Source organism: Citrobacter sp. wls706 (genome assembly GCF_005281305.1).
GTDB lineage: Bacteria > Pseudomonadota > Gammaproteobacteria > Enterobacterales > Enterobacteriaceae > Citrobacter > Citrobacter werkmanii.
Window position 1 is genome coordinate 347,937 of record NZ_SZXG01000040.1, and the last position, 14,447, is coordinate 362,383.

The window sequence follows — 14,447 nt, forward strand, 5'->3', positions numbered from 1 at the left end:
TCCAGTATTACTTTAGCCAGCTTTTGCTGGCTTTTTTTTTTGCGTTTTGTTTCAGCCTGGCTTACTTGCCATTTTGTCCCCGGGAAGTGCTCCTCATGTACATTTAGTACGCTCTGGGCCCTGCGCGCTTGCCGTGAACAAACTGACCGCGACGCCGACGGCCGATTTTGAGGCATCTGCTTTTGTAGCCCGAATAAGGCAATGCCACCATCCGGTAAAGAATCCAACATTCAGTCTCCAGCCGCTTTGCGCTATGGTGTAGACAATCACCTTCAAAAGGATCGTCTCATGACCTTACACTGCGCATTTATTGGATTCGGTAAAAGCACCACCCGTTACCATCTCCCTTACGTTCTGAATCGTAAAGATACCTGGCATGTCGCGCATATTTTCCGTCGTCACGCTAAACCGGAAGAGCAGGCACCGATCTATTCCCACATTCACTTCACCAGCGATCTGGATGAGGTGTTGGGCGATCCGCAGGTAAAACTGGTGATCGTCTGTACGCATGCTGATAGCCATTTTGAATACGCCAAACGCGCGCTGGAAGCGGGTAAAAGCGTGCTGGTTGAGAAACCGTTCACGCCGACGCTGGCGGAAGCAAAAGTGTTGTTCGAACTGGCGAAAAGCAAAGGACTGACCGTCACACCGTATCAGAATCGGCGTTTTGACTCCTGTTTTCTCACTGCTAAAAAAGCGATTGAGAGCGGCAAACTGGGTGAAATAGTGGAAGTTGAAAGCCATTTTGACTACTACCGACCCGTGGCGGAAACCAAACCGGGCCTGCCACAGGACGGCGCATTCTATGGTCTGGGCGTACACACCATGGATCAGATTATTTCCCTTTTCGGGCGTCCCGACCATGTAGCCTATGACATTCGCAGTCTGCGCAACAAAGCGAACCCGGATGATACCTTTGAAGCGCAATTGTTCTATGGCGACCTGAAAGCCATTGTGAAAACCAGCCATCTGGTGAAAATTGACTATCCGAAGTTTATCGTTCATGGCACCAAAGGCTCGTTTGTGAAGTACGGCATCGACCAGCAGGAAACCAGCCTGAAGGCCAATATCATGCCCGGTGAACCCGGTTTCGCCGCTGACGATTCTGTTGGTGTGCTGGAGTATGTCAATGATGACGGTGTTACGGTGAAAGAAGAGGTGAAACCGGAAGTGGGGGACTACGGTCGCGTCTATGATGCGCTGTACCAGACGCTGACCGTCGGTACGCCTAATTACGTCAAGGAATCTGAAGTTCTGACCAACCTGGAAATCCTAGAGCGTGCCTTCGAACAGGCAACGCCTGCCACGATAACCCTCGCTAAATAGCCTGCGCAGACTCCTCTGGGCTTGTTCATATTTTTTGAACAGAGGAGTCAATTTTCACCCTCTATGATCCCAGGCGGATTGAGTCCACACTTACTCCATCGAAAACATCTGGGGGTGAACATAATGATCTATTTACGCAAAGCTAACGACCGTGGCCATGCTAATCATGGTTGGCTCGATTCCTGGCATACCTTTTCTTTTGCCAACTACTATGACCCGAATTTTATGGGATTCTCGGCACTGCGCGTGATTAATGATGACGTGATCGACGCAGGCCAGGGCTTTGGTACTCACCCTCATAAAGACATGGAAATCCTGACTTATGTGCTGGAAGGCGCGGTGGAGCATCAGGACAGTATGGGCAATAAGGAGCAGGTTCCGGCCGGTGAATTCCAGATTATGAGCGCCGGTACGGGGATCCGTCATTCGGAGTACAACCCGAGCAATACTGAGAAACTGCACCTGTATCAAATCTGGATCATGCCGCAGGAAAACGGGATTACGCCGCGCTATGAACAGCGCCGTTTCGATGCGGTGCAGGGCAAACAGCTGGTGCTGTCGCCGGATGCCCGTGATGGTTCGCTGAAAGTGTACCAGGATATGGAGCTGTATCGCTGGGCACTGCTCAAAGATGAGCAGTCGGTGCATCAGATTGCCGCCGAGCGCCGCGTCTGGATCCAGGTGGTAAAAGGCAATGTCACCATTAACGGCACCAAAGCCACCACCAGCGATGGTCTGGCAATCTGGGATGAGCAGGCAATTTCGATTCATGCCGATAGCGACAGCGAAGTGTTACTGTTTGACCTGCCACCAGTATAACGTGCTGTAGCCCTTTGTAGGCCGGATAAGACGCGAAAGCGTCGACATCCGGCTTTTCATCGTTTGTCATTAATTCCGCACGTCCGTGGTAAACTGGGCAAATCTATCCCTTTTTAACGCTTCAGGACGATGAAAAAGAAAAGACCCGTACTTCAGGATGTAGCCGACCGCGTGGGCGTGACCAAAATGACGGTCAGCCGCTTTTTGCGTAACCCGGAGCAGGTCTCCGTGGCGCTGCGGGGCAAAATTGCCGCTGCACTTGATGAGCTGGGTTATATTCCCAATCGCGCACCTGATATCCTTTCTAACGCCACCAGTCGCGCTATCGGCGTGCTGTTACCGTCTCTCACCAACCAGGTTTTTGCGGAAGTGTTACGCGGCATTGAGGCCGTCACCGACGCGCATGGTTATCAAACCATGCTGGCGCACTACGGCTATAAGCCCGAAATGGAGCAAGAGCGTCTGGAGTCGATGCTGTCGTGGAATATCGATGGTCTGATCCTCACTGAACGTAGCCATACACCCCGTACGCTGAAAATGATCGAAGTCGCGGGAATCCCGGTCGTCGAGCTGATGGACAGTCAGTCCCCGTGTCTGGATATCGCCGTCGGTTTTGATAACTTCGAGGCCGCACGTCAGATGACCGCCGCTATCATCGCCCGTGGACACCGTCATGTTGCTTATCTCGGCGCGCGTCTTGATGAACGTACTATCATCAAACAGAGGGGCTACGAACAGGCTATGCGCGATGCCAATCTGGTGCCGTACAGCGTGATGGTGGAGCAGTCTTCATCTTACTCATCCGGCATTGAACTTATCCGTCAGGCGCGACGTGAATACCCGCAGCTTGATGGCGTGTTCTGTACCAACGATGACCTGGCGGTAGGGGCGGCATTTGAATGTCAGCGTTTAGGGCTGAGAATTCCTGACGATATGGCGATTGCCGGTTTCCACGGTCATGACATCGGTCAGGTAATGGAGCCGCGTCTGGCGAGTGTGCTCACGCCGCGTGAACGGATGGGCAGCATTGGCGCAGAACGCCTGCTGGCGCGTATCCGAGGTGAAGCAGTCACACCTAAAATGTTAGATTTAGGTTTCACCTTGTCACCGGGTGGATCTATTTAAGCCAACAACTTTGAAGTAGCTCACACTTATACACTTCTGGCACGAATGGATATTGCTTCTCCATTTATCCGGCTGGACAATGTTACCGATAACAGTTACCCGTAACAATTTCCTGATTCTTGTACCAGTGGGGGCAACGCTTTGAGCACGACTAATCATGATCACCACGTTTACGTTCTGATGGGCGTATCAGGCAGCGGTAAATCTGCTGTCGCCAGTGAAGTGGCGCATCAACTGCAGGCCGCGTTTCTTGATGGCGATTTTCTCCATCCGCGCAGCAACATCATGAAAATGGCTTCCGGTGAGCCACTCAACGATGACGACCGTAAACCGTGGTTACAGGCGCTGAATGACGCCGCCTTTGCGATGCAGCGTACCAATAAGGTGTCGCTGATCGTCTGTTCCGCGCTGAAAAAAGTCTATCGCGATCAGCTGCGCGACGGTAACCCGAACCTTTCATTCATTTACCTGAAGGGCGATTTCGACGTAATCGAAAGCCGTCTGAAGGCACGTAAAGGCCACTTCTTCAAAACGCAAATGCTGGTAACCCAGTTCGAAGCGCTGGAAGAACCGGGTGCGAATGAAAATGATGTTCTGGTGGTTGATATCGATCAGCCGCTGGACGGTGTGGTAGCTAGCACCATTGAAGTGATTAACCAGGGCAGTAAGTAGTGACTACATTAACGCTTGTTTTAACAGCAGTAGGGTCTGTTTTATTACTGCTGTTTTTGGTGATGAAGGCGCGTATGCATGCCTTTGTTGCTTTGATGGTGGTGTCCATTGGTGCAGGTCTCTTTTCCGGTATGCCGCTTGATAAAATAGCGGCGACCATGGAAAAAGGGATGGGAGGCACGCTCGGTTTCCTGGCGATTGTGGTGGCGCTGGGAGCGATGTTTGGCAAGATTCTGCATGAGACCGGCGCGGTCGATCAGATTGCCGTCAAGATGCTGAAATCTTTCGGTCACAGCCGTGCGCATTATGCGATTGGCCTGGCCGGCCTGATTTGCGCGCTACCGCTGTTCTTTGAAGTGGCGATTGTGCTGCTGATAAGCGTGGCGTTCTCAATGGCGCGCCACACCGGAACGAACCTGGTGAAGCTGGTCATTCCGCTGTTTGCGGGGGTGGCAGCAGCTGCGGCGTTCCTGCTGCCGGGACCTGCGCCGATGCTGCTGGCATCCCAAATGCACGCTGACTTTGGCTGGATGATCCTGATTGGCCTGTGTGCAGCCATTCCGGGCATGATTATTGCCGGGCCGCTGTGGGGCAATTTCATCAGCCGTTACGTTGAACTGCATGTGCCAGAAGACATTACCGAGCCGCATCTGGGCGAAGGCAAAATGCCCTCCTTTGGCTTCAGTCTGGCGCTGATCCTGCTGCCGTTAGTACTGGTTGGCCTGAAAACCATCGCCGCGCGCTTTGTACCAGTTGGTTCTTCAACCTACGAATGGTTCGAGTTTATCGGTCACCCGTTTACCGCGATTCTGGTTGCCTGTCTGGTGGCGATTTACGGCCTGGCAGTGCGCCAGGGCATGGCAAAAGATCGGGTGATGGAGATATGCGGTCACGCGCTGCAACCGGCGGGTATTATTCTGCTGGTGATTGGTGCGGGCGGCGTGTTCAAGCAGGTGCTGGTTGATTCCGGCGTTGGCCCGGCACTGGGGGAAGCGTTAACTGGTATGGGGCTGCCCATTGCCATTACCTGCTTCGTGCTGGCGGCGGCGGTACGTATCATTCAGGGGTCCGCGACCGTGGCCTGCTTAACGGCGGTCGGTCTGGTCATGCCGGTGATTGAGCAACTGAACTACTCCGGTGCGCAGATGGCGGCGCTGTCTATCTGTATCGCAGGCGGCTCAATCGTCGTCAGCCACGTCAACGACGCCGGTTTCTGGCTGTTCGGGAAATTCACCGGTGCGACCGAAGCGCAAACGCTGAAGACCTGGACGATGATGGAAACTATCCTCGGCACGGTCGGCGCGATTGTCGGTATGATTGCTTTCCAGCTGCTGAGCTGAGTCTTGTTGCCCGGTGGCGCTGTGCTTACCGGGCCTGGAAACGGGCACATATCGACACCATAGGCCGGGTAAGGCGAGGCCGCCACCCGGCGAGCATATTACCCCTTCATCCACATCCGTACGCCATCGAGGAACATCTGGGTTGCCATCATCACCAGAATCAATCCCATCAGACGTTCCAGCGCGTTCACCCCTTTCTCGCCCAACAGACGTAAAAACAGCGAAGATTGCAGCAAAATTACAAATGTCCCGCCCCAGGCGATCAGCAGCGCAATCACCAGATGCCCCATTTGATTTGGGTACTGATGTGATAACAGCATCAACGACGCCAGGATTGTCGGCCCGGCCACCAGAGGGATTGCCAGCGGTACGATAAACGGTTCTTCGCCTGCCGGCAGCCCAGTGCTGTTCCCGGTGGCGCTGGGGAAAATCATCTTAATGGCAATCAGGAATAAAATGATGCCCCCGGAGATCGAGACGGTTTCTGCGCGCAGGTTAAGAAATGCCAGAATTTTCTCGCCCGCAAACAGGAATATCAGCATCACCAACAACGCAATGAACAGCTCGCGAATCATAATCGCGCGGCGGCGTTTTGGTTCGGTATGTTTCAATACGGACATGAAAATGGGCAGGTTTCCGAGCGGATCCATAATCAGGATCAATAAAACTGCCGCTGAAATGATTTCATTCATAACTCAAATTCCCTGATAATTACCGCGGACTTTCTGCTTGCTTGCGCAGCGGGATAAGTCGCATTACTGATGGCTTCGCTATCATTGATTAATTTCACTTGCGACTTTGGCTGCATTTTGTATGGTGAAGGATATGCCACCAGGACGCTGGCATACATACACAGCACACATCTTCGCAGGAAAAAACGCTATGAAAAATGTTGGTTTTATCGGCTGGCGCGGTATGGTCGGCTCTGTTCTCATGCAACGCATGGTTGAGGAGCGTGACTTCGACGCCATTCGCCCTGTTTTCTTTTCTACTTCCCAGCTCGGGCAGGCGGCACCGACGTTTGGTGGAACCGCGGCCGGCACGCTTCAGGACGCTTTTGATCTGGACGCGCTGAAGGCGCTCGATATCATCGTGACCTGTCAGGGCGGCGATTATACCAACGAAATCTATCCAAAGCTTCGTGAAAGCGGTTGGCAGGGTTACTGGATTGACGCGGCCTCTTCGCTGCGCATGAAAGACGATGCCATCATCATTCTCGATCCGGTTAACCAGGATGTGATTACCGACGGTCTGAACAAAGGTATTAAGACTTTTGTCGGCGGTAACTGTACCGTTAGCCTGATGCTGATGTCTCTCGGTGGCCTGTTTGCCAATGACCTGGTCGACTGGGTTTCCGTGGCGACCTATCAGGCGGCTTCCGGCGGCGGCGCACGTCATATGCGTGAACTGCTATCCCAGATGGGCCATTTGTATGGCCATGTGGCCGATGAACTGGCGACCCCTTCTTCTGCTATTCTCGATATCGAACGTAAAGTGACGACCCTGTCCCGCAGCGGTGAACTGCCGGTTGATAACTTTGGCGTACCGCTGGCCGGGAGCCTGATTCCGTGGATCGACAAACAGCTCGATAACGGTCAGAGCCGTGAAGAGTGGAAGGGACAGGCGGAAACCAACAAAATCCTCAACACCTCTGCTGTGATCCCGGTCGATGGTCTGTGCGTGCGCGTCGGCGCGCTGCGCTGCCACAGCCAGGCGTTCACCATTAAACTGAAAAAAGATGTGTCTATTCCGACCGTGGAAGAACTGCTGGCGGCGCACAATCCGTGGGCCAAAGTGGTGCCAAACGATCGGGAGATCACCATGCGTGAGTTAACCCCGGCGGCCGTTACCGGTACGCTGACCACGCCAGTAGGCCGTCTGCGTAAGCTGAATATGGGACCGGAGTTCCTGTCAGCCTTTACCGTGGGCGATCAGTTGCTGTGGGGAGCTGCGGAGCCATTGCGCCGTATGCTGCGCCAGTTGGCGTAATAATTTGTTAACGATCAAGGGGTGAGGAATCACCCCTTTTTTTGCGTAATACAGGAGTAAGCGCAGATGTTTCATTTTTTACCAGGAGTAAGATAAAGCATTGGCTATTCTTTAAGGGTGACTTAGTACCGGAGGTATTAAGTTGTTGCCTGAAGGTGGGACGACGCAGAGAGGATGCACAATTGTGCTGCGCCGTTCAGGTCAAAAAAAGTGTCACTACCTGATGTCGAAAATCAGTTGGAAGGCGTGACACCATAAAACAGGATGACAACCATGTCCGTTCGTATCGATAGAGACGTGATTAATGCGCTAATTGCAGGCCATTTTGCGGATCCTTTTTCCGTACTCGGTATGCATCAAACTGACGCGGGACTTGAAGTCCGCGCCTTACTTCCAGACGCCACAGAAGTGTGGGTGATCGAACCCAAAACCGGACGTAAAGTCGGCAAGCTGGACTGCCTCGACTCTCGCGGTTTTTTCTGTGCTGTACTTCCCCGCCGTAAAAATTTCTTTCGTTATCAGTTAGCCGTTGTCTGGCATGGCCAGCAGAATCTGATTGATGACCCTTATCGTTTCGGTCCGCTAATCCAGGATATGGATGCCTGGCTGTTATCTGAAGGTACGCACCTGCGTCCTTACGAAACGCTGGGCGCGCATGCGGATACCATGGATGGCGTAACCGGTACGCGTTTCTCAGTCTGGGCGCCCAACGCCCAACGTGTTTCAGTGGTCGGGCAGTTCAACTACTGGGATGGCCGTCGTCATCCGATGCGTCTGCGTAAAGAGAGCGGTATCTGGGAGCTGTTTATCCCCGGCGCACAGCATGGTCAGCTGTATAAGTACGAGATGATCGATGCTAACGGTAAGTTGCGCATTAAAGCTGACCCTTACGCCTTCGAAGCGCAGATGCGCCCGGAAACCGCGTCGCTTATCTGCGGCCTGCCCGAAAAAGTGGTGCAAAGCGAGGAGCGCAAAAAAGCCAACCAGTTTGATGCGCCGATCTCTATCTACGAGGTGCACCTGGGTTCATGGCGTCGTCATACTGATAACAACTTCTGGCTGAGCTACCGCGAACTGGCGGATCAACTGATTCCTTACGCCAAGTGGATGGGCTTTACTCATCTCGAGCTGTTGCCGATTAACGAGCATCCGTTCGACGGCAGTTGGGGCTACCAGCCAACCGGCATGTATGCGCCGACCCGTCGTTTCGGGACGCGTGATGATTTCCGCTATTTTGTGAATGCCGCGCATCAGGCGGGGCTGAACGTCATTCTGGACTGGGTTCCGGGCCATTTCCCGTCAGATGATTTTGGTCTGGCAGAGTTTGATGGCACCAGGTTGTATGAGCACAGTGACCCGCGTGAAGGGTATCACCAGGACTGGAATACGCTGATCTACAACTACGGCCGCCGTGAGGTCAGCAACTATCTGGTGGGTAACGCCCTGTACTGGATAGAACGTTTTGGTATTGACGCGCTGCGCGTGGATGCCGTGGCATCGATGATTTATCGCGACTACAGCCGTAAAGAAGGGGAATGGGTCCCGAACGAATTTGGTGGTCGTGAGAACCTCGAAGCGATTGAATTTTTACGCAATACCAACCGTATTCTTGGCGAGCAGGTGCCTGGCGCCGTGAGCATGGCGGAAGAGTCAACCGACTTTGCCGGCGTATCAAGACCGCAGGACATGGGCGGTTTAGGGTTCTGGTATAAGTGGAACCTCGGCTGGATGCACGACACGCTGGACTACATGAAACTGGATCCGGTCTATCGTCAGTATCATCACGACAAGCTGACCTTCGGCATGCTGTACAACTACACCGAAAACTTTGTTCTGCCGCTGTCGCACGATGAAGTGGTGCACGGTAAAAAATCCATTCTCGACCGCATGCCGGGAGACGCATGGCAGAAGTTTGCCAACCTGCGCGCTTACTACGGCTGGATGTGGGCCTTCCCGGGTAAGAAACTGCTGTTTATGGGCAACGAGTTTGCTCAGGGACGTGAATGGAATCACGACGTCAGTCTGGACTGGCACTTACTGGAAGGCGGCGATAACTGGCACCACGGGGTGCAACGTCTGGTACGTGACCTGAACCATACCTACCGCCATCACAAGGCGCTGCATGAACTCGACTTTGACACCTATGGTTTTGAATGGCTGGTGGTTGACGATAAAGAACGTTCGGTGCTGATTTTTGTTCGTCGTGACAAGGCCGGAAACGAAATTATCGTTATCAGCAATTTTACGCCAGTACCTCGCCACGGCTATCGCTTCGGTATCAATCAGCCGGGCAAATGGCGTGAAATCCTCAATACCGATTCGATGCATTACCACGGTAGCAATACCGGCAACGGCGGCGCGGTACATAGCGATGAAATCGCCAGTCATGGCCGCCAGCACTCACTGAGCCTGACGTTGCCGCCGTTGGCGACGATCTGGCTGGTTCGGGAGGGGTAATGACGCATCTGGCAACCGGCAACGCCACCCCGCATGGTGCAACGTATGACGGCCATGGCGTTAATTTCACGCTTTTCTCGGCCCACGCCGAGCGCGTTGAATTATGTGTATTCGATGAGCAAGGCTGTGAACTCCGCTACGACCTGCCGGGACGTAGCGGCGATGTCTGGCACGGTTATCTGGCCAACGCCCGTCCGGGCCTGCGCTATGGCTATCGCGTACATGGTCCGTGGCAACCAGAGCAGGGCCACCGGTTTAACCCGGCGAAACTGCTGCTCGATCCTTATGCGCGCCGGGTGGATGGCGAGTTAAAAGATAACCCGCTGCTGCACGGCGGGCTAAATGAACCTGATCATCATGATAATGCCGCCATCGCGCTGAAGGGCGTGGTGGTGTCTGACCATTATGACTGGGAAGACGATGCCGCGCCGCGCACGCCGTGGGGCAATACCGTGATTTACGAAGCGCATGTGAAAGGACTGACGTATCTGCATCCTGAGCTGCCGGAAGAACTTCGCGGGACCTATAAAGCGCTGGGTCATCCGGTAATGATCGACTATTTCAAGCGCCTTGGTATTACTGCGCTTGAGCTGCTACCGGTGGCGCATTTCGCCAGCGAACCGCGTCTTCAGCGGCTGGGTTTGTCGAACTACTGGGGCTACAACCCGGTCGCTATGTTCGCGTTGCATCCGGCTTACGCCTGCTCGCCGGAGAGCGCGTTGGATGAGTTCCGTGATGCGGTGAAAGCGTTACACAAAGCGGGGATTGAGGTCATTCTCGACATCGTTTTGAACCACAGCGCCGAGCTGGATCTCGAAGGCCCCGTCTTCTCGCTGCGCGGAATTGATAACCGTAGCTATTATTGGATCAGGGATGATGGCGATTACTACAACTGGACCGGTTGTGGGAACACCCTCAATCTGAGCCATCCCGGCGTTGTGGAGTACGCGTGTGAATGCCTGCGTTACTGGGTTGAAACTTGCCACGTGGATGGTTTTCGTTTTGATTTAGCGTCCGTTATGGGGCGTACGCCTACGTTTCGTCAGGATGCGCCGTTGTTTACTGCAATTAAAAACTGTCCGCTGCTCTCACGCGTCAAACTGATTGCGGAACCGTGGGATATCGGTGAAGGCGGGTATCAGGTGGGGAATTTTCCACCGCCGTTTGCCGAGTGGAATGACCATTTTCGCGATGCGACGCGACGTTTCTGGCTCCAGCGTAATCTCTCTTTGGGAGAATTTGCCGGGCGTTTTGCCGCATCCAGCGACGTGTTTAAACGCAATGGCCGCAAACCCAGCGCCACGGTCAATCTGGTGACAGCGCATGACGGTTTTACCCTACGTGACTGTGTGTGCTTCACAAATAAGCACAATGAAGCGAATGGTGAGGAAAATCGCGACGGCACTAGCAATAACTACAGTGATAATCATGGTAAAGAAGGGTTAGGCGGCACGCTGGACCTGATTGAACGGCGGCGCGACAGCATTCATGCGCTGTTGACCACGCTGTTGCTCTCACAGGGAACGCCGATGCTGCTGGCCGGTGACGAGCATGGTCATAGCCAGCACGGCAACAATAACGCTTACTGTCAGGATAATGCCCTGACCTGGCTGGACTGGCAGCAGGCAAACGGTGGGCTAACCACATTTACCGCCGCGTTGATTCATCTTCGTCAGCAAATTCCGGCATTAACAGGCGATTGCTGGTGGGAAGAAGGCGATGGCAATGTTCATTGGCTGAATAAGTACGCACAACCCTTAAGTGCGGATGAGTGGCAAAACGGCCCGAGGCAGATGCAAATCCTGCTTTCTGGCCGTTTCCTGATTGCAATTAACGCCACGCTTGAGGTGACAGATATCGTTTTACCTGAAGGGGAATGGCGAGCTATTCCCCCATTTGCCGGAGAGGACAATCCGGTGCTTACGGCTGTCTGGCAGGGACCTGCGCACGGACTGTGTGTGTTCCATAGAGGATAAAAAAGGAGTTAGTCATGGTGAGTTTAGAGAAGAACGATCGTGTTATGTTGGCGCGCCAGCTGCCATTAAAATCTGTTGCCCTGATCCTGGCCGGTGGCCGCGGTACCCGCCTGAAAGATTTGACCAACAAACGTGCCAAGCCGGCCGTGCACTTTGGCGGTAAATTCCGCATTATCGATTTTGCTTTATCCAACTGTATTAACTCCGGCATCCGCCGTATCGGCGTGATCACGCAATACCAGTCGCACACGCTGGTACAGCATATTCAGCGCGGCTGGTCGTTCTTTAGCGAAGAGATGAACGAGTTTGTCGACCTGCTGCCTGCCCAGCAGAGAATGCAGGGTGAAAACTGGTATCGCGGCACGGCGGATGCGGTAACTCAAAACCTGGACATCATTCGCCGTTACAAAGCGGAATATGTGGTGATCCTCGCAGGCGATCATATTTATAAGCAGGACTACTCGCGTATGCTGATCGACCACGTCGAGAAGGGCGCGCGTTGCACCGTGGCTTGTATGCCGGTGCCTATCGAAGAGGCCAGCGCGTTTGGCGTAATGGACGTGGACGACAGCGACAAAATTATCGAGTTTGTTGAAAAACCCGCTAACCCGCCAGCCATGCCAGGCGATCCGACCAAATCTCTTGCCAGTATGGGGATCTACGTTTTTAACGCCGACTACCTGTATGAATTGCTGGCGGAAGATGATCTCGATGAAAGCTCCAGTCACGATTTTGGTAAAGACATCATTCCAAAAATCACTGAAGCTGGCATGGCGTATGCCCATCCCTTCCCGTTGTCCTGCGTACAGTCTGACCCGGAATCCGAGCCGTACTGGCGCGATGTGGGAACGCTGGAAGCTTACTGGAAGGCCAACCTCGATCTGGCCTCGGTGACGCCTGAACTGGATATGTACGACCAGGACTGGCCAATCCGTACGCATATGGAATCTCTGCCGCCGGCGAAATTTGTGCAGGATCGTTCCGGTAGCCACGGAATGACGCTGAACTCGCTGGTTTCCGGCGGCTGTATCATTTCTGGTTCGGTGGTAGTGCAGTCCGTTCTGTTCCCGCGAGTGCGGGTGAATTCATTCTGTAACATTGATTCGGCAGTGTTGTTGCCTGAAGTATGGGTAGGACGTTCATGCCGTTTACGTCGTTGTATCATTGACCGCGCCTGCGTTATCCCTGAAGGCATGGTGATTGGTGAAAATGCGGAAGAGGATGCACGTCGCTTCTACCGCTCAGAAGAAGGCATTGTGCTGGTCACGCGTGAAATGCTGCGCAAACTGCAAATCAAACAGGAGCGATAATGCAGGTTTTACACGTATGTTCAGAGATGTTCCCCCTGCTAAAAACCGGGGGACTGGCGGATGTGCTTGGGGCGTTACCGGCCGCGCAAATTGCCGACGGTGTAGATGCCCGCGTGCTGCTCCCGGCGTTTCCGGATATCCGTCGCGGCATTCCTGATGCTCAGGTAGTGACGCGTCGCGATACCTTTGCAGGCAGAATCACGCTGCTGTTCGGGCATTACAACGGTGTAGGCATTTACCTCGTTGACGCGCCGCATCTCTACGACCGTCCTGGTAGCCCGTATCACGACACCAACCTGTTCGCTTATACCGATAACGTCCTGCGTTTTGCGTTACTCGGCTGGGCCGGATGTGAAATGGCCTGCGGGCTTGACCCATTCTGGCGCCCGGATGTGGTGCATGCGCACGACTGGCATGCCGGTCTGGCTCCGGCGTATCTGGCGGCGCGCGGCCATCCGGCGAAATCGGTGTTCACCGTACACAATCTGGCGTATCAAGGCATGTTTTATGCAAAGCATATGGATGACATCCAATTGCCATGGTCGTTCTTTAATGTGCACGGGCTGGAGTTTAATGGGCAGATTTCGTTCCTGAAGGCCGGGTTGTACTACGCAGACCACATTACGGCGGTGAGTCCGACTTACGCTCGGGAGATTACCGAGCCGCAGTTTGCCTACGGCATGGAAGGTCTGTTGCAGCAGCGTCATCGGGAAGGACGGCTTTCCGGCGTGCTGAACGGCGTGGATGAAAAAATCTGGAGCCCGGAAACCGATCTGCTACTGGCCTCGCGCTATACGCGCGACACGCTGGACGAGAAGGCGGAGAACAAACGTCAGCTACAAATTGCGATGGGACTTAAGGTTAACGATAAAGTGCCGCTGTTTGCTGTCGTGAGCCGTCTGACCAGTCAGAAAGGGTTAGATCTGGTGTTGGAGGCTTTGCCGGGTCTGTTAGAACAGGGGGGGCAACTGGCGCTGCTTGGCGCGGGCGACCCAGTATTACAGGAAGGCTTCCTGGCCGCTGCGGCGGAACATCCAGGACAGGTAGGGGTACAAATTGGTTATCACGAAGCCTTCTCGCACCGCATCATGGGCGGGGCTGACGTCATTCTGGTACCCAGCCGCTTTGAACCGTGCGGCTTAACGCAGTTGTATGGACTGAAGTATGGCACGCTGCCGCTGGTGCGGCGTACCGGTGGGCTGGCGGATACGGTCTCTGACAGTTCGCTGGAAAACCTGGCGGACGGTATCGCCAGTGGGTTTGTCTTTGAAGACAGTAATGCCTGGTCGCTGCTACGCGCGATCCGGCGTGCTTTCGTATTGTGGTCCCGGCCTTCGCTTTGGCGGTTTGTACAACGCCAGGCCATGACCATGGATTTTAGCTGGCAAGTCGCGGCGAAGTCTTACCGCGAGCTTTACTACCGCTTGAAATAG

11 protein-coding genes are annotated in these 14,447 nt (G+C 54.1%); 10 read left to right on the forward strand and 1 reads right to left on the reverse strand.

What is annotated here, in order from left to right; genetic code table 11:
- Nucleotides 1–288: 288 nt before the first annotated feature.
- The 5 genes from FDW92_RS21750 (at nt 289) to gntU (ending at nt 5,282) form a co-directional block, all read left to right on the forward strand.
- Complete coding sequence (locus tag FDW92_RS21750; RefSeq protein ID WP_042311868.1) at nt 289–1,326, forward strand: oxidoreductase; 1,038 nt, start codon at nt 289–291, stop codon at nt 1,324–1,326.
- A gap of 123 nt (nt 1,327–1,449) precedes the next feature.
- On the forward strand, nt 1,450–2,145 hold the full coding sequence (gene yhhW / locus FDW92_RS21755; RefSeq protein ID WP_005121602.1) for a quercetin 2,3-dioxygenase: 696 nt from the start codon (nt 1,450–1,452) through the stop codon (nt 2,143–2,145).
- 129 nt (nt 2,146–2,274) lie between these two features.
- Nucleotides 2,275–3,270: a gluconate operon transcriptional repressor GntR gene (gene gntR / locus FDW92_RS21760; RefSeq protein ID WP_038634949.1), complete on the forward strand. Its 996-nt coding sequence runs from the start codon at nt 2,275–2,277 to the stop codon at nt 3,268–3,270.
- Between the two features lie 141 nt (nt 3,271–3,411).
- The gene (gntK, locus tag FDW92_RS21765) at nt 3,412–3,942 is read left to right on the forward strand and encodes a gluconokinase (protein ID WP_003023475.1); all 531 of its coding nucleotides are present in this window, start codon (nt 3,412–3,414) and stop codon (nt 3,940–3,942) included.
- Nucleotides 3,942–5,282, forward strand: coding sequence for a gluconate transporter (gene gntU, locus FDW92_RS21770; protein ID WP_032940610.1), 1,341 nt, complete (start codon nt 3,942–3,944; stop codon nt 5,280–5,282). Before gntK ends, gntU begins: the two co-directional genes overlap by 1 nt.
- A gap of 98 nt (nt 5,283–5,380) precedes the next feature.
- On the opposite strand, the gene yhgN is transcribed toward gntU, so the two are convergent.
- Nucleotides 5,381–5,974 (reverse strand): NAAT family transporter YhgN, encoded by a 594-nt coding sequence (yhgN, locus tag FDW92_RS21775; RefSeq protein ID WP_003023480.1) that lies wholly within the window; start codon nt 5,972–5,974, stop codon nt 5,381–5,383.
- A gap of 190 nt (nt 5,975–6,164) precedes the next feature.
- Between yhgN and asd the strand changes: the two genes are divergently transcribed.
- The 5 genes from asd (at nt 6,165) to glgA (ending at nt 14,447) form a co-directional block, all read left to right on the forward strand.
- Entirely contained in the window at nt 6,165–7,271 is a 1,107-nt protein-coding gene (gene asd / locus FDW92_RS21780; protein WP_042311872.1) for an aspartate-semialdehyde dehydrogenase, read from the forward strand.
- Between the two features lie 273 nt (nt 7,272–7,544).
- Complete coding sequence (gene glgB, locus FDW92_RS21785) at nt 7,545–9,728, forward strand: 1,4-alpha-glucan branching enzyme (protein ID WP_042311874.1); 2,184 nt, start codon at nt 7,545–7,547, stop codon at nt 9,726–9,728.
- Complete coding sequence (glgX, locus tag FDW92_RS21790) at nt 9,728–11,704, forward strand: glycogen debranching protein GlgX (protein WP_042311875.1); 1,977 nt, start codon at nt 9,728–9,730, stop codon at nt 11,702–11,704. Before glgB ends, glgX begins: the two co-directional genes overlap by 1 nt.
- Nucleotides 11,705–11,718: 14 nt before the next feature.
- The gene (gene glgC, locus FDW92_RS21795; protein WP_042311877.1) at nt 11,719–13,014 is read left to right on the forward strand and encodes a glucose-1-phosphate adenylyltransferase; all 1,296 of its coding nucleotides are present in this window, start codon (nt 11,719–11,721) and stop codon (nt 13,012–13,014) included.
- Complete coding sequence (gene glgA / locus FDW92_RS21800) at nt 13,014–14,447, forward strand: glycogen synthase GlgA (protein WP_038634926.1); 1,434 nt, start codon at nt 13,014–13,016, stop codon at nt 14,445–14,447. The genes glgC and glgA overlap by 1 nt, the downstream gene beginning before the upstream one ends.